Annotated in this window: 11 protein-coding genes and 1 pseudogene; 10 read left to right on the forward strand and 2 right to left on the reverse strand. The window is 73.6% G+C overall.

Translation table 11 applies throughout. The features are described 5' to 3' along the window. The first annotated feature begins 44 nt into the window (after positions 1-44). From CCN44_RS17090 to CCN44_RS17120, 7 genes are all read left to right on the forward strand, one after another. Positions 45-1286 carry an MFS transporter gene (locus CCN44_RS17090; RefSeq protein ID WP_079081251.1) on the forward strand — a complete coding sequence of 414 codons (1242 nt, stop codon included), beginning with the start codon at positions 45-47 and terminating at the stop codon, positions 1284-1286. Positions 1287-1338: 52 nt separating this feature from the next. Continuing rightward, positions 1339-2655, forward strand: a complete 1317-nt coding sequence (locus CCN44_RS17095; protein ID WP_059254377.1) for an ABC transporter substrate-binding protein — start codon at positions 1339-1341, stop codon at positions 2653-2655. Positions 2656-2660: 5 nt separating this feature from the next. Next, the gene (locus CCN44_RS17100; RefSeq protein WP_079081252.1) at positions 2661-3647 is read left to right on the forward strand and encodes a carbohydrate ABC transporter permease; all 987 of its coding nucleotides are present in this window, start codon (positions 2661-2663) and stop codon (positions 3645-3647) included. Between the two features lie 7 nt (positions 3648-3654). Continuing rightward, positions 3655-4494 carry a carbohydrate ABC transporter permease gene (locus CCN44_RS17105; protein ID WP_086698140.1) on the forward strand — a complete coding sequence of 280 codons (840 nt, stop codon included), beginning with the start codon at positions 3655-3657 and terminating at the stop codon, positions 4492-4494. 29 nt (positions 4495-4523) lie between these two features. Next, positions 4524-5888 carry a GH1 family beta-glucosidase gene (locus tag CCN44_RS17110; RefSeq protein WP_059254381.1) on the forward strand — a complete coding sequence of 455 codons (1365 nt, stop codon included), beginning with the start codon at positions 4524-4526 and terminating at the stop codon, positions 5886-5888. Positions 5889-6013: 125 nt separating this feature from the next. Then, entirely contained in the window at positions 6014-7903 is a 1890-nt protein-coding gene (locus CCN44_RS17115) for a discoidin domain-containing protein (protein WP_086698141.1), read from the forward strand. 98 nt (positions 7904-8001) lie between these two features. Further along, on the forward strand, positions 8002-9126 hold the full coding sequence (locus CCN44_RS17120; protein ID WP_237481037.1) for an ADP-ribosylglycohydrolase family protein: 1125 nt from the start codon (positions 8002-8004) through the stop codon (positions 9124-9126). Between the two features lie 9 nt (positions 9127-9135). Here CCN44_RS17120 and CCN44_RS17125 read toward each other — a convergent pair whose 3' ends face one another. Together CCN44_RS17125 and CCN44_RS17130 are read right to left on the reverse strand one after the other, a co-directional pair. Beyond that, the gene (locus CCN44_RS17125; RefSeq protein ID WP_086698142.1) at positions 9136-13185 is read right to left on the reverse strand and encodes an Eco57I restriction-modification methylase domain-containing protein; all 4050 of its coding nucleotides are present in this window, start codon (positions 13183-13185) and stop codon (positions 9136-9138) included. Continuing rightward, positions 13185-13427 carry a hypothetical protein gene (locus CCN44_RS17130; RefSeq protein WP_086698143.1) on the reverse strand — a complete coding sequence of 81 codons (243 nt, stop codon included), beginning with the start codon at positions 13425-13427 and terminating at the stop codon, positions 13185-13187. The genes CCN44_RS17125 and CCN44_RS17130 overlap by 1 nt, the downstream gene beginning before the upstream one ends. Positions 13428-13536: 109 nt before the next feature. On the opposite strand from CCN44_RS17130, the gene CCN44_RS17135 reads away from it, so the two are divergent. The 3 genes and pseudogenes from CCN44_RS17135 to CCN44_RS17145 all read left to right on the forward strand — a co-directional run. After that, on the forward strand, positions 13537-14163 hold the full coding sequence (locus CCN44_RS17135) for a GNAT family N-acetyltransferase (RefSeq protein ID WP_086698146.1): 627 nt from the start codon (positions 13537-13539) through the stop codon (positions 14161-14163). A gap of 74 nt (positions 14164-14237) precedes the next feature. Beyond that, positions 14238-15734: an ABC transporter substrate-binding protein gene (locus tag CCN44_RS17140; RefSeq protein ID WP_059254387.1), complete on the forward strand. Its 1497-nt coding sequence runs from the start codon at positions 14238-14240 to the stop codon at positions 15732-15734. Positions 15735-15736: 2 nt separating this feature from the next. Beyond that, positions 15737-16121, forward strand: a pseudogene (locus CCN44_RS17145) (ABC transporter permease subunit); the annotation flags it as partial.

The following is a 16121-nucleotide window of genomic DNA, read 5'->3' on the forward strand; positions in this document are numbered from 1 at the left end:
CCAAGTTTTGAACTGATCAATCCAAAACACTGAAGGAGTCCTCCGTGCCCCGTGCCGTCTACGTCCTGGCGCTCGGCATCTTCGCCATGGTGACCAGCGAGTTCGCGGTCGCCGGACTGATGCCGCAAATGGCCGCCGGACTGCACGCCACCGTCCCGCAGATCGGCTACCTCATCACCGCGTTCGCCGCCGCCATGGCCGCCGGCGGGCCACTGCTCACCGTGGCCGTGATGAAACTCCCGCCCCGCACCGCCCTGCTCGTGCTCTTCGCCGTGTTCCTGGCCGGCAACGTGCTCGCCGCCACCGCGACCGGCTACGGCACCATGCTGGTCGCCCGCATCGTCACCGGCGTCGCCTCGCAGGCGTTCTTCGGCGTCGCCCTCTCGCTGTGCGCCCGGCTCACCCGGCCCGAGATCCGCGGGCGGGCCGTCGCCGTGGCCATGAACGGTCTCATGCTCGGCACCCTGCTCGGCCTGCCGCTGTCCACCCTGATCGGTGAACGGCTCGGCTGGCGGGCCGCGTTCTGGGCCGTCTCGGTGCTCGCCGTGGCCGCCGCCGCGGCCACCCTGGCCGGCGTGCCGCGGCTGGACCCCGCGCCGAGCGGCGGCCTGCGCGCCGAGGCCGGTGTCTTCGCGCGGCCCCGGCTGTGGCGGGCGCTGGCCACCAGCACCCTCGTCATCGGCGCCACCTTCTCCGCCTTCAGCTACTTCAACCCCATCCTCACCGGTCTCACCGGCTTCTCCGCCGGCGCCGTCCCGCTGCTGCTGATCGCCTACGGCGCCGCGACCGTCGTCGGCAACACGGTCGTGGGCCGGCTCGCCGACCGGTACACCCTGCCGGTGCTCGCCGTGGGCCTGCTGCTCAACGCGCTCTTCCTGGCCGGATTCGCGGTCCTCGCGGGCGCGCCCGTCCCCGCGGTGGCCTGCATGCTCGGTGTCGGCCTGGTCGGGGTCACCATGAACCCGGCGATGGTCACCCGGGTGCAGCGGGCGGGCAACGCCGGCCCGCTCGTCAACACCGTCCACTCCTCCTTCATCACGCTCGGCGTCATCATCGGCTCCTCCGTCGGCGCGGTCGTCATCGACACCTGGGGGCTGCGCGCCCCGCTCTGGCTCGGTGCCGCCCTGGCCGCCACCGGCCTCCTCACGGTCCTGCCGGAACTGCGCGGCGGCGGTGCGGCGGAGGGTGCGGCGCAAGGCGTGACGCAGGGCGCGGCGCAGGACGCGGCACAGGAAGCGGCGCAGGACGTGCGCAATCCCTTGACGAGCGCCCTCCCTACGGATTAACTCACGTCGTAAATTAAGTCCTGAGTGCAATCCCCGAAGGGACCCGGGAGCCATGCGCAGCATCCGAGCCGCGGCCGTAGGCGCCGTCACCCTGTCTCTCGCCCTAGCGGCCACGGCCTGCGGAGGAGGATCGTCCACCGGCGGCGGGTCCGACGACTCACCGAGGACGCTGACGTACTGGGCCTCCAACCAGGGCGCCAGCGTGGCCATGGACAAGAAGGTGCTCCAGCCCGAGCTGGACAAGTTCGAGAAGCAGACCGGCATCAAGGTCGAGCTGGAGGTCGTGCCCTGGTCGGATCTGCTCAACCGGATCCTGACCGCGACCACCTCCGGCCAGGGCCCGGACGTGCTGAACATCGGCAACACCTGGAGCGCCTCCCTCCAGGCGACCGGTGCGCTGCTGCCGTGGGACGAGCAGAACTTCGCGAAGATCGGCGGCCGGGACCGGTTCGCCGAGACGGCGCTCGGCTCGACCGGTGTCCCGGGCAAGGACCCGGCCGCGGTCCCGCTGTACTCGATGGCGTACGCGCTCTACTACAATAAGAAGATCTTCGCCGACGCCGGCATCAGCAAGCCCCCGGCCACCTGGGACGAGCTGATCGCCGACGGCAAGAAGATCAAGGCCGCGGGCGCGTCCGTGCTCGGCGCGGAGGGTGCGAACCTGTCGGAGAACATCCACCACGTCTTCGTCTTCGCCAAGCAGCACGGCGCCGACTTCTTCACCGCCGACGGCAAGCCCGACTTCACCAGCCCCAAGGTGGTCGAGGCGGTGAAGAGCTACGTCGACCTGATGGCCGAGCACGAGGTCATCCCGGCCGGCGACGCCGAGTACGCGCAGAACCAGTCCGTCAGCGACTTCGCCAAGGGCAAGCAGGCCATGCTGCTGTGGCAGTCCGCCGCCGCGAACCTGAAGTCCCAGGGCATGAGCGAGGACGCCTACGGCATCGCGCCCGTACCGGTGATCTCCGGGAAGCCTGGCAGCGGCACCCAGGTCAACTCGGCGGTCATGGGCATCAACATCGCCGTCTTCAAGAACACCGACAACCTCGACGGCGCCACAAAGTTCGTGAAGTTCATGACCTCCGACGCCGAGCAGAAGATCCTCAACACGGCCTACAGCTCCATCCCGCCGGTCACCTCCGCCCAGGACGACCCGGCGTTCGGCACCCCGGCCACCGCGGTGCTGAAGAACACCCTCGCCACGAGCGCCGCCGCGCTGCCCCAGGTGCCGTCCGAGTCGCAGTTCGAGACGACGGTCGGTACGGCCGTCAAGGAGCTGTTCGCCGACGCCGCCGCCGGCCGCGCCGTGACCACCGACTCGGTCAGGGCGAAGCTGGAGAAGGCCCAGCAGCAGATGCCGGCGGCCTGACCACGATGACGACCACCGCACTGAAGGAACCGGTGCGCGAGACGTCCCCCGGTGCGGCGCGCGGGCCACGCCGCCGCACCGGGCGGATCCGCCGCCTCTCCCTGCCGTACCTGCTGCTCCTGCCCGCCCTGCTCCTCGAACTCCTCGTCCACCTGGTGCCGATGGCCATCGGCGTGGTGATGAGCTTCAAGGAACTCACCCAGTTCTACATCCGCGACTGGGGCACCGCCCCCTGGAGCGGCCTCGACAACTACCGGGTGTCGGTGGACTTCGACGCCCCCGTCGGCAAGGCGCTGCTGCAGTCCTTCGGCGTCACCGTCGGCTTCACCCTGCTGTCGGTCGGCCTGTGCTGGCTGATCGGCACGGCCGCCGCGGTCTGCATGCAGGACGCCTTCCGCGGGCGCGGGCTGCTGCGCGCCCTGTTCCTGGTGCCGTACGCGCTGCCCGTCTACGCGGCCGTCATCACCTGGGTGTTCATGTTCCAGCACGACAACGGCCTGGTGAACCACGTCCTGCACGACCAGCTGCACCTGACCGACAAGCCGTCCTTCTGGCTCATCGGCGACAACAGCTTCTACGCCCTGCTGACCGTGTCCGTGTGGAAGGGCTGGCCGTTCGCCTTCCTCATCGTGACGGCCGGACTCCAGAACATCCCGCGCGAGCTGTACGAGGCCGCCGCGCTGGACGGCGCCGGGATGTGGCAGCAGATCCGCCGCATCACCCTGCCCTCGCTGCGCCCGGTCAACCAGGTGCTGGTCCTGGTGCTGTTCCTGTGGACGTTCAACGACTTCAACACGCCGTACGTGCTGTTCGGCAAGGCCGCTCCCGAGGCCGCCGACCTCATCTCGGTGCACATCTACCAGTCCTCCTTCGTCACCTGGAACTTCGGCACCGGCTCGGCCATGTCCGTCCTGCTGCTGCTCTTCCTGCTGGTCGTGACGGGCGGATACCTGCTGCTGACCTCACGCGGACGGAGGGCCGCCGATGCGTAACTCACCGATGGCGCCGCCGCGTTCCTTCCTGTGGACGCGCCGGGTGTTCCTCACCCTGCTCGCCGGCTTCGTGCTGACCCCCGTGTACGTGATGGTCTCCAGCTCGCTGAAGCCGCTCGCCGACGTCACCGGCCGGTTCCGCTGGCTGCCCAGCGAGCTGACCGTCCGGCCGTACATCGACATCTGGTCGACCGTGCCGCTCGCGAAGTACTTCGTGAACTCGCTGATCGTGGCCGGCGCGGCGACCGTGTGCTCGGTGGTCATCGCGGTGTTCGCCGCCTACGCCGTCAGCCGCTACGACTTCCCCGGCAAGCGCGTCTTCACGGTCACCGTGCTGTCGACGCAGATGCTCCCCGGCATCCTCTTCCTGCTCCCGCTCTTCCTGAGTTACGTCAACATCGGCAATCTCACCGGCATCGCCCTGTTCGGCTCCCGCGGCGGGCTGATCCTGACCTACCTCACCTTCTCCCTGCCGTTCTCCATCTGGATGCTGATCGGCTACTTCGACTCGGTGCCGCGCGACCTGGACGAGGCGGCGCTGGTGGACGGGTGCGGCCCGCTCGGCGCGCTGTTCCGCATCGTCGTACCGGCCGCGGTCCCCGGCATCGTCGCGGTCGCCGTCTACGCCTTCATGACCGCCTGGGGAGAGGTCCTCTTCGCGTCGGTGATGACCAACGACACCACCCGCACCCTCGCCGTCGGCCTCCAGGGCTACTCCACCCTCTACGACGTCTACTGGAACCAGATCATGGCCGCCTCGCTGGTCGTCAGCGTGCCCGTGGTGGCCGGCTTCCTGCTGATGCAGCGCTATCTCGTCGCGGGCCTGACGGCGGGCGCCGTCAAGTGACCCACACCCCTGATCCCGAAGGGACTTCCGTGTCCGAACCCATCGACCTCGCCGCCTTCCCGTCCGACTTCCTGTGGGGCACGGCCACAGCGGCGTACCAGATCGAGGGAGCCGTCGCCGAGGACGGCCGCGCGCCCTCGATCTGGGACACCTTCTCGCACACCCCGGGGAAGACCGCGAACGGCGACCACGGCGACGTCGCCTGCGACCACTACCACCGCTGGCGCGAGGACATCGGCCTGATGCGGCAACTCGGCGTCAACGCCTACCGGTTGTCCGTGGCCTGGCCCCGGGTGGTCCCCGGGGGGACGGGCGCGGTGAACCCCAAGGGCCTCGGCTTCTACGACGCGTTGACGGACGCGCTGCTGGAGGCGGGCATCACCCCGTCCGTCACCCTGTACCACTGGGACCTGCCGCAGGTGCTCCAGGACCGCGGCGGCTGGCCGGAGCGGGACACCGCCCACGCGTTCGCCGAGTACGCCTCCGTCGTCGCCGACCGCCTCGGCGACCGCGTCACGCTGTGGGCCACCCTCAACGAGCCCTCCTGCTCCGCCTGGATCGGCCACCTCGAAGGCACGATGGCGCCCGGCTGGACCGACCTCACCGCCGCCGTCCGCGCCTCCTGCCACCTGCTCCTCGGCCACGGCCTGGCCACCCAGGCGATCCGCGCCGCCGCCCCCGGCGCGCGGATCGGCATCGTCAACAACCTCTCCACCGTGCACCCGGCTACCGACCGCCCCGAGGACCTGGCGGCGGCCCGCCGGCAGGACGGCCACGTCAACCGCTGGTGGCTCGACCCGGTGCACGGCCGCGGCTTCCCCGCCGACATGGTGGAGACCTACGGCGTCGAACTGCCCCTGGACGACGCCGACCTGGCGACCATCGCCGCCCCGCTCGACTGGCTCGGCCTGAACTACTACTTCCCGGCGTACGTCACCGACGACCCGGACGGGCCCGCGCCGTACGCCCGTTCCGTCCGCCGCGAGGGTGTCCCGCGCACCGGGATGGACTGGGAGATCGACCCCTCCGGCATCGAGACGCTGCTGCTGAGGCTCACCGAGGAGTACGGCGCCCGGCGGATCTACGTCACCGAGAACGGCTCCGCCTTCCCGGACGTGGTCCGCCCCGACGGCAGCGTCGACGACCCCGAGCGCCAGGACTACCTGGAGCGCCACCTCGCCGCCTGCGCCTCGGCCGTCCGCAAGGGCGCCCCGCTGGCCGGCTACTTCGCCTGGTCCCTGCTGGACAACTTCGAGTGGGCCTACGGCTACGACAAGCGGTTCGGCCTGGTCCACGTCGACTACCGCACCCAGGTCCGCACGGTCAAGGGCAGCGGCCACCGGTACGCGGACCTCGTCCGCGTCCACCGCGGCCAGAGCCGCCGGGCCGCCTGAGCCCGGCCCGGACGGCCGGTGGGCACGGACGGGGAGTCCCGTGCCCACCGGCCACCACACCCCCATGAGTGTCATGCACGCGACATAAATCACCCGCGCACCTCCACCCCACAGAGGAGAGCCGCATGCCGTCCCGTGTCCCGCGCGTCCCCCGCACCCTGCTCGCCGCCCTGGCCACCACGGCCCTGCTGTCCACCGGCCCGGTCCTCGCCGCCCCCGCACCCGCCGCCGCGGCCCCCGCCGCCATCGGCTGGGACACCGACCGGGCAGCCGCCGCCCACGCGGTGAACCCGGCCGCCGTCACCGCCTCCGGCAGCGAGCACGCGGGCACCGCCCCCGGCCTCGCCTTCGACGGCAACGGCGCCACCCGCTGGTCCAGCGACTTCACCGACGGCGCCTGGATCCGCATCGACCTCGGCTCGGTGATCCGGGTCGACCGCGTCGTCCTCGACTGGGAGGCCGCCTACGGCAAGCGCTACGTGCTGGAGGCGTCCAGGAGCGGCACCGACTGGACGCCGTTCTACACCGAGACCGCCGGCACCGGCGGCTCCGTCACCGCGCACACCCACCCCCAGGAGGTCACCGGACGCTACGTCCGCCTGCGCGGCCTCGAACGCGCCACGCCCTACGGCTACTCGCTGTGGAGCTTCAAGGTCTACGGCGGCGAACCGGCGCCCGCCTCGACGGTCCGCAGCAACCTCGCGCTGCACCACCCGGCGTACTCCGACTACTACCAGCACGCCGGGAACTCACCGGCGTTCGTCACGGACGGCGGCTGGCCCGGCAACCTCAAGGACGACGCGACCCGCTGGTCCAGCGACTGGAACGCGAACCGCTGGGTCTCGGTCGACCTGGGCGCCCCGTCGTCGATCTCCTCCGTCGACCTCTACTGGGAGGCGGCCTACGCCGTCGACTACCAGCTCCAGGTCTCCGACGACCACCGCACCTGGCGCACGGTGTACCAGCCCTCGGCCGCCGACGTGGCCGCCCGCCGCGCGAACGTGACGTCCCCCTCCGAGGCGGTGGGCCTGCACGACACCATCACCCTGCCCGCCCCGGTCACCGGCCGCTACGTCCGCATGCTCGGCACGGAACGCCGCTCCTTCCACAACCCGGCCCCCGCCACCGCCCAGTTCGGTTACTCCCTCTACGAGTTCCAGGTCTGGGGCACCGGCGGCAGCGCCTTTGCCGCCTACCCGGCTCTGCCCGCCGAGCAGTCCGGCACCTACCGCACCACCTTCTTCGACGACTTCACCGGCACCTCGCTGGACCGCTCCCGGTGGCGGGTGGTGCGCACCGGCACCGAGATGGGCCCGGTCAACGGCGAGTCCCAGGCGTACGTGGACTCCCCGGACGCCGTCCGCACGGAGAACGGCCGGCTGGTCCTCCGGGCGCGGTACTGCAAGGGCTGCACCCGGGCGGGCGGCGGCACCTACGACTTCACCTCCGGCCGCGTCGACACCCACACCCGCCTCGACTTCACCTACGGCAGGGTCAGCGCCCGGATGAAGCTGCCGGTCGGCGACGGGTTCTGGCCGGCCTTCTGGCTGCTGGGCAGCGACGTCGACGACCCCGCCGTCTCCTGGCCGGCCTCCGGCGAGACCGACATCATGGAGAACATCGGCTACGGCGACTGGACCAGCTCCGCCCTGCACGGCCCCGGCTACTCGGCCGACGGCAACGTCGGCGCCCGCCAGACCTATCCGGGCGGCGGCACGGCCGACCAGTGGCACACCTACGCCGTCGAATGGACCCCGACGGCGATGCGCTTCTTCGTGGACGACCGCCCGGTCCAGGAGACGACCCGCAACAAGCTGGAGTCCACCCGGGGCCAGTGGGTCTTCGACCACAACCAGTACGTCATCCTCAACCTCGCCCTGGGCGGCGCCTACCCGGCCGGCTGGAACAAGGTCACCACGCCCTACTGGGGCCTGCCGCAGTCCAGCGTCGACAAGATCGCGGCCGGGGGAGTGCAGGCCGAGATCGACTGGGTCCGGGTCGAGCAGAAGAGCTGACCGGCCCCCCGCACCCCGCGGCAGTGAGGGGGTCCGGCGCGGGCTCCGGCGCGGGCCGGGCGGTACCGTGGCCCGGAGCAACGGGGAGGTCAGCCGCAGTGGTCGCGCACGAGGACCCGCACCAGGAGTACCGGCGCAGGGTCGCGGGGATGCAGTCCCGGGTGCGGGGGCTGATGCTCGGGCTGGCCCTCGGTGACACGGTGGGCGCGGCCCGGGGCGGGCCGCCGACCGCCGGACCGCTGCGGGCGGGCGTCAGCACGCAACTGGCCTGTTTCACCGCCGAGGGCGTCATCCGCGCGATGGTCCGCGGCCGGCACAAGGGCGTCTGCCATCCGCCGGGCGTGGTTCTGCACGCCTACTGCCGGTGGGCGGCGCTGCAAGGGGTCGAAGCGGCGCGGATGCGGCGCCGCTGGGCCTCCCACCCGAGCGACCGCCCGTGGCCGGACGGCTGGCTCGCGGGCGTGCCCGCGCTGGCCGAGCGGCGCGGGAGCGCCCCGGCGACGGTCACCGCGCTGTCCCGCATCGAGGACCCGCACAGCAGGATCGCCGTGCCGAGCCGGGGCTGCCACGCGCTCACCCGGACCCTCCCGGTCGCGGTCGCCGGACCGCAGTGGGCCGAGCAGGCCGGGGAGTTCGCCGCGCTCACGCACGGGGACCCGGCCGCGCGGTCCACCGCCGCACAGGCGGCCGTGCTGCTCCAGCACTGCCTGACCGCGCCCCGGCCCGACGGCCCCGCCGACCCCGCGGACCGCATCGCACGCGAGGCGCTGGAAGCGGGGATCGCCGCGCTGCCGTCCGGGCCCGGCCGGGCCCTCGGCGACGAGCGCCAGCGGCTGGCGGCGGCGTTCCGGCACGCCCTCGACCGGCCCGCCGAGCCGGCCCTGCTGGCCCGGCTCGCCCCCGACGCGAGCGCCCCCGCGGCGCTGCTCGGCGGCCTCTACACGGCGGCCTCGTTCCCCCGCCGGGACCGGTTCGGGGCCGCGCTGGCGTTCGCGTCCGGCGCGCCCGACGGGGACTCCGTGGCCTGTGTGACCGGTGCGCTGCTCGGCGCGGTGCACGGCGCCGAGGCCCTGCCCGTGGACCTGGTGAGCCGGCACGAACTGGCCTGGGTGCTCGACGTATTGGCCCGGGACCTGCTGGCCCAGATCGAGGACTCGCCCAGCGGCAGCGAGTACGTCCCCGGCTGGGACCCGCACTGGTGGGACCGCTACCCCGGCTGGTGAGCCGATCGCTCAGGAGGCGGGGTGACGGGGGCCGTCGCCCGGCGGCGGGGTGAGCGTGGACGTGTAGGTCTCCCCATCCACGAGCGGGGCGCCGGGGGTGAGGCCGGCGGCGGCCATGCGGTCGTAGGCGGCGAGGACCAGGTCCTTGGTGCGGTACCGGCCGTACTCCTTCACGTCGTTGTCGCGGGTGACGTTGAAGGTGTCCAGGACGTACGCGGTGTCGTCGCGGGACACGCCGTAGAGATGGAAGAAGAAGGCGTCCAGTTCCGCCCGGAGCACCGCCCGGCGGTCCGGGTCCCAGCGGAAGGGGGGACCGGTGTCGCCGAGTTCGCGGGCGAAGCCGCCCAGGTCGGGCGTCGTGTAGATCAGTTCGGTCAGGCGGGGCAGCAGGAAGCCGGCGTGCCGGGCCAGGGTCCCGGGGGCGGGGACGGGGAGCTGGCGGACCACGAAGTAGCTCATGGACGTCCCGCCGACCGACTGGCGGGCCGCGTAGTCCAGCACGAAGGAGGACCACACGCCCGCCAGCAGCGCGGCCTCGCGGGCGAGCGCCAGCATGAACTTGTGGCCGAAGCCGTGTGCGGGGGCCACCGCGCAGATCATGGTGCGTTCGTTGCTCTTGTTGGTGATGTCCCGCCAGCCCAGCACCCAGTCCCGCGTCCAGCCCCGGGCGGCCAGCCGTGCCCGCACCTCCTGTTCGGGCACCCAGTAGCGCGGCATCGGGCAGGCCGCCGCGTCCTGGTGCCGCTCCACCGAAAGCCGGGGCAGGGTCCCCTTGTTCAGCTGCTTCTCGGTGGCGCCCTCGTAGGTGGAGAACCGGTGGTCGTAGTGGTGCAGCATCTTCGCCTCGTACAACGGCAGCAGCCGCTCCTCGCCGCGGACCAGGACGTTGCCCTTCAGGTTCCATCCGTCGGCGAGGAGGTCGTCGAAGGTCTCGCCGCGCCGCGCGTCGGGCCGGAACACACCGGAGTCGTTCGCCATGTCGAACAGGCGCAGGAAGGACACCCCCCAGGGGTTGCCGTCCGCCCGCGACTCGTGCACCAGCACCGGCACCCGGCGGTGGATGCCCAGCGTGATCTCGGCGTCCCGTCGGCTGCCGAACACCGGGCAGGTACCGGTGTTGGGGTTCATCCGCAGGATGTCGTCCGCCGTCAGCCGGTACCGGCGCTCGGCGATCTGCGCGGCCCGGCGCACCTTGAACACCAGCTGCGCCGGCTCCGCCGTGTCCCCGGTGCCGCGCAGCGTGAGCAGGCAGAAGCGCAGCTGGTTGTGGACGCCGGGGAAGATCCTGTCCTCGTTCTCGAAGTCGTAGAGGGCGGCCAGCCGGCCGTGCGTGACCAGGTCCTTGAAGAAGAACCGGGTGGTCGCGTCCGTGGCGATGCCGGTGGGCACGATGAGCCCGGTGCGCCCGCGCGGACCGGTCAGCGCGCGGCCGGCCTCCGCGAACACCGCGTAGCGGTTGATGTCACCGCGCCCGGTCAGCGGGTAACGGCCGCTGACGCGCAGGAAGTGGCTCTCGCCCTCGGAGCGGCGCTTGGCCGCCTCGAACTCCTCGCACAGCAGCCGCCCGCCGGGGGCCTCGCGCAGCTCGGCGATGGCCCGCTTGCGGGCCGCCGCGTTCTTCGCCCGGGCGATCCGGGGGCTGCGCCCGGCGAAGAACTCCTGCTCCTGGAGCTTGACCCGCTCCCACGGCGGGTTGCCCAGCACCGCGTCGAAACCGCCCGCCCAGCCGGTCTCCGGCCGGACGCCCGCACCGGACGCGGGCACCGGGAAGACCTCCGGGAACTCCAGGTGCCAGTGGAAGAAGCCGTACTCCTCGCGCAGCCGCCGGATCTCGGCGTGCGTGGCGTCCGGTACGGCGGCCCGGTCCCCTCGGCGCAGCGCCCGGACCACCTGGTCGGTGGGGGCCGCGGGCGCGTCCGGCCGCGCGGGCCAGACGAACGCGGCGCACCAGGCGTCGGCCGCGTGCCGGGCCCGGAGGTATCCGGCCGACCCGGCGCGGGCGCGGTGGGCGGACTCCTGGTCGCGGACGCCGGCCGGCGAGCCGCCGGGGGCGGCCGTGATCCGGGCCGGCTCGGCCGCCCAGCGGCTGTCGCCGGCGGCGGGCGCGGTGCCGTACCGCGGCCCGTCCCGGTCGTCGCGCTCGGCCCGGTTGCGCTGCTGCAGCTCGGCCGCGGTCTTCCGGTCGTCGCCCGCGATCGGCCTGAACGCGTCGGTCGGGACTCCGTCGGCGAGCAGCCTCGGGGTCGCGCCGATCAGCCCGTTGCCGTGCTTGACATGGGCGTCGAGGAAACCGAGCGGCCTGCCCGGCTCCAGCGCCTCCAGCCACAGCGAGACCTTCGCCAGCTCCACGGCCATCGGGTTGAGGTCCACGCCGTAGACGCACCGGGCCACCACCTCGCGCAGGGCGTGGCGGACCGCGTCCGGCGTCGGTTCCGGGGTGCGCTCCCGGACGGCGGCCACCCGCTTGGCGATCCGGCGGGCCGCCGCCACCAGGAAGTGGCCGGAGCCGCACGCCGGGTCGCACACCTTCAGCGACAGCAGCTCCCGCACGACCGCCGCGGCCGGGTCGGCCTCGCCCGCGCGGGCCGCCGCCCGCGTGCCGCGCCGCACCGCGTCCTCGACCACCGGATCGAGCGCGGAGTCCAGCAGACTGTCGACCAGCGACGGTGGCGTGTAGTAACTCCCCGTCGTCTTCCGGGCGTTGCCGGCCGCCTCGACCAGTTCGAAGCGCCGCTCCGCAGCGCTGTACCTCGGCTCCAGCGCCAGCAACGACTCGTAGACCGAACCGAGTTCCTCCGCGCCCAGCTGCCGGTGGTCCACCGCCCGCCGGCGCCCCGCACCGCCGTCGGGGATCAGCGACAGCCGGCGCACGGCGGTGAGCAGCGCCTCGTCGGTCAGCTTCAGGCCGCGCAGCGGCGCGTCGGCGTCCGTCTCGGTGAACAGGCCGCCCAGGCCCGGCAGGCCCAGCTCGGGGCGGCCCTCCGGCCGGCCGAGCGCCGCCAGGACCAGGCACAGCGCCTCGTAGCGGTCGCCGTGCGCCGTGCCGCGCCGGCTGCGGGCGTGGGCGCGCAGCCGCGCCGAGGAGAAGTGCCGCTCGTACCGCTCGCGGGCGAGCGGGTCGGCGTCGGGTGCCGGCAGCGCGCCCCGGTCCTCGGCGACGCACACGAACAGCAGCCGGAACACCAGGCGCAGCAGCGCCGTCCGCAGCCGGCCGGGGCGGACGTGCGCGCGCAGCGCGCCGTTGTCCGGGTGCCGGAGAAAACCCGTGCCCAGCACGGTGATCGCCGCCTGCGCGCCCCGGCGCAGCCGGTCCAGCGCGCGGATGCCGCCGGCGATGGCCTCCGTGCGCCACTGCTCCAGCCGGCAGGCGGCCGGGCCCGCGCCCTCGGCCGTCTCGAACCGGGACACGTGCAGCAGCCGGTACAGCAGCAGGAACTCGCCGAACAGCTCGCCGTCGAAGATCGCCGCCAGGTCGAACTCGACGTAGGAGGCGGTGGCCAGGGCGCTGGAGTCGCGCAGCAGCCGCAGCTGACGGCCGTTGGTCAGGATCGCCCAGAGGTGGGCCCCGGACCGGTTCAGGCACTCCTGGAGCATCGACTGCGGCGGGACCGTGCCCGCGCCGCCCGGCCGCCGGTCCAGGTCCGTCCGCCAGGCCGTCTGGTGGATCAGGACGTGGTCCCAGCGGTGCGAGACCGGGAACCGCGTGGCCGGGCCGGAGCCGGCGGGGACGCCGTCCGGGCCGACCGGCAGCAGCCGGCCGAAGCCCAGCTCGCGCCAGAGCGGTGCCGGCCAGTCGGCGCCGGCGGCGTCGGCGGCCGGGCGGCCCGTCCGAGGGCCCCCGGGCAGCCGGTCGCGCAGCTCCCGCCAGAGCGGTCCGAGGCACTCCCAGCTGCGCTCGGCCTCGTCGCGCACCGAACGGGAGGCGGGCAGCCCGTAGTCGGCGGGGCTCGTCCCCGGCAGGTCCCGGCCCTCGGCGATCCGCAGCAGCAGGCCGGCCGGCAGCAGTCCGCCGACCGTGTGCACGGCGGTGGTCACCTGGATGCGGGCGGTGGCGGACATCAGGCGGACACTCCGGCCGTCGGAGCCGTCGGAGCCGTCGGAGCCGTCGGGGCGGGCGCGGCGGGCAGGCGGACGCGGACGCCGCGGACGCCGGCGGGCTCCCGCCGGCCGCCGAGGGCGCCGGGTACCGGCGGCGCGGAAGCGGGGTCCGGCCGGTCCCCGCCCCGGTGGACCGCGCCCAGGGCGCCTCCGCCGACGGCGCGCCCGATCCGGGGTCTGCCGCTGACCAACTCCTGGCCCACTCCCGCTCCTCCGCCTCTGTCTCCTGCCGGAGGCCATCGTTCCAGAGGGCGGTGGCGGATCGTCGCCACCGCACAGGGACCGGTCGTCGTCGACGGACGGTCCATGATCATGAGGCGCCCGCTTACTGCATATGATGTGCAAGTGCGTACATTTAGCGTGAGGCCGGCGACCCCCGGCGACCTCGACGAGGCCAGGTCCGTCATGCTCGACACCGTCTACCGGGACTTCGGCACCGGATACGTGCCCCGCTGGCACGCCGACATCGTCGACCCGGCCGGCGCCTACCTCGCGCCCGCCCGGCACACGCTGCTCGTCGCCGTCGACGTGGACGGTCAGGTCATCGGCACCGGGGCGCTCGACGCGCGGGGCCCGCAGCACCCGCCGAACCCGCGGTGGCTGGCCGAGCGGTACCCGTCCGGGGAGACCGCGCAGCTGCGCCGGGTGTACGTGCGCCCCGGGCACCGGCGCCGCGGCATCGCGCGCGAGATGGTGGCCCGGCTGCTGGACTTCGCGGCGGCCGACGGCGGCTACCGGTCCGTGTACCTGCACACCGACCCGGCCGTGCCCGGCGCCGAGCCGTTCTGGCGGTCGCTCGGCACGGTCGTGCACGACGAACGGCACGACGCCGGCGGCGGACAGAGCATCGTGCACTTCGAACTTCCCCTGGAGCGGGCGGCTGGCGAGCGGGTGACGTCCGGAGGGGCGGCGTCCGGGGAGGCGGCTTGTTGGAAATGATTGTCATGTAATCTACTGTTCGATTTTCCCGCTTCCCGCTTCCCGCTTCCTGTGACCGACCCGAGCTGAGGAACATGCCTGCCCCGCGCCCTGCCCGACTGCTGGCCGCCCTTCTCGCCACGCCCCTCCTCGCGGGGTGCTTCGCCGCCGACTCCGACCCCGCCTCCGGCGCCTCCGCCGACGGCTCGCGGCTGCGGGTCGCCCTCGCCTTCCCGCCCGCCGAGCGGCTCTCCCCGTACGGCGCCGATGCCACCATCCTCAGCCGGCTCGGCGTCACCGAGGGCCTGACCGCCCTCGACGGCAACGGCTCCGCCACCCCCGCCCTCGCCTCCTCCTGGCGCCAGGAGGGCAGCCGCGGCTGGCAGTTCACCCTGCGCGAGGCCACCTTCCAGGACGGCTCCGCGGTCACCGCCCAGGCCGTCGCCGCCTCCCTCACCCAGGCCGCCCGCGCCAAGCCCGCCCCGGCCGCCCTGTCCGGCGTGACGCTCACCGCCGAGGCCGTCGACCGGCACCGGGTCCGCATCACCACCGGCCGGCCCGACCCGATCCTGCCGCTGCGGCTGTCCAGCCCGAACCTCGCCGTGCTGTCCGCGAAGGCCTACGGCGCGAAGGGCGCCGTCGACCCGGTCGGCACCGGCACCGGCCCCTTCACGCTGAAGAAGGTCGACGGCAGCTCCTCCGCGACCCTCGACCGGTACGACGGCTACTGGGGCGGCCGGGCCCAGGCCGCCGGCATCGACGTCCGCTTCGTCGCCGACGGCACCGCCCGCACCAACGCCCTGCGCAGCGGCGACACCGACATAGCCGAGGCCGTGCCCGTCGCCCAGGCCGCCACCCTGGCGCAGGGCACCCGGCGGGAGACCGCCACCACCCGCACGACCAGCCTGCTGCTCAACTTCCGCTCCGGACCGTTCGAGGACGCCCGGCTGCGCGCCGCCGCCCGCGCCGCCGTCGACACCTCCGGCCTCGCCAAGGACGTGTACGAGGGGCACGCCGACCGCGGCGCCGGCATCTACGGCCCCGCCGTCAGCTGGGCCGAGGGACGGCACCGGAAGCCCGTGGGGCGGGCCGAGCCGAAGCGGCCCGGCGGGACCCGGATCACCCTCGCCACCTACGACAACCGGCCCGAACTCCCCGAAGTCGCCCAGGTGCTGAAGCAGCAGCTGGAGCGGGCCGGGTTCCGGGTGGAACTCGTCGTACGCGAGTACTCGCGGCTGGAGAGCGACGCGCTCGCCGGGAAGTTCGACGCCTTCGTCCTCGCCCGCAACAGCCTCGTCGACACCGGCGACCCGGTCGCCGTCCTCGCCAGCGACTACACCTGCGACGGCGGCTACAACCTGGCCCGGCTGTGCGACAAGGACGTCGACCGGGCCGTGGCCGCCGCCGAGCGCACCGCCGACACCGCCGAACGGCAGGACGCGGCGCTGCGCGCCGAGGCGGAGATCCTCGGCACCGACGCGGTCGTGCCGCTGGTCCACCAGCGCGTCCTCACCGGCGTCGGCCGCTCGGTCAAGGGCCTGCTGCTCGACCCGTACGAGCGCACCCTCATCGGCACCGGCACCCGGCGCTGACCGTGCGCACCCTGCTGTGGCGGGCCGCGCTCGCCGGCGCCCTGGTGTGCGGGATCGGTCTGCTGCCCTGGCTCAGCCGCACCGATCCCGCGCTCACCGTCCTCAAGGCCCGGGCCCAGGACCGCGACCCGGACCCCGCGGTGCTCGCCGCCATCCGCGACCAGCTCGGTCTGGACGACGGCCCGCTGACCCTGCTGGGCCGCTGGCTCGGCGGACTGGCGCGCGGGGACGCGGGCCGGTCCTGGATCTCCGGCGCGGAGGCGGGACCGGCCGTGCTCCAGGCGCTCGGCGCCTCCCTGCTGCTCATGGCGGTCGCGCTCGTCGTGGCCGGCTGCACCGCCGCCGCCGTCTGCGCCCGCACCCTGTACCGGGGCGGCCGGGCCCGGC

Origin of the sequence: Streptomyces tricolor (assembly GCF_002155905.1) — a bacterium.
GTDB lineage: Bacteria > Actinomycetota > Actinomycetes > Streptomycetales > Streptomycetaceae > Streptomyces > Streptomyces tricolor.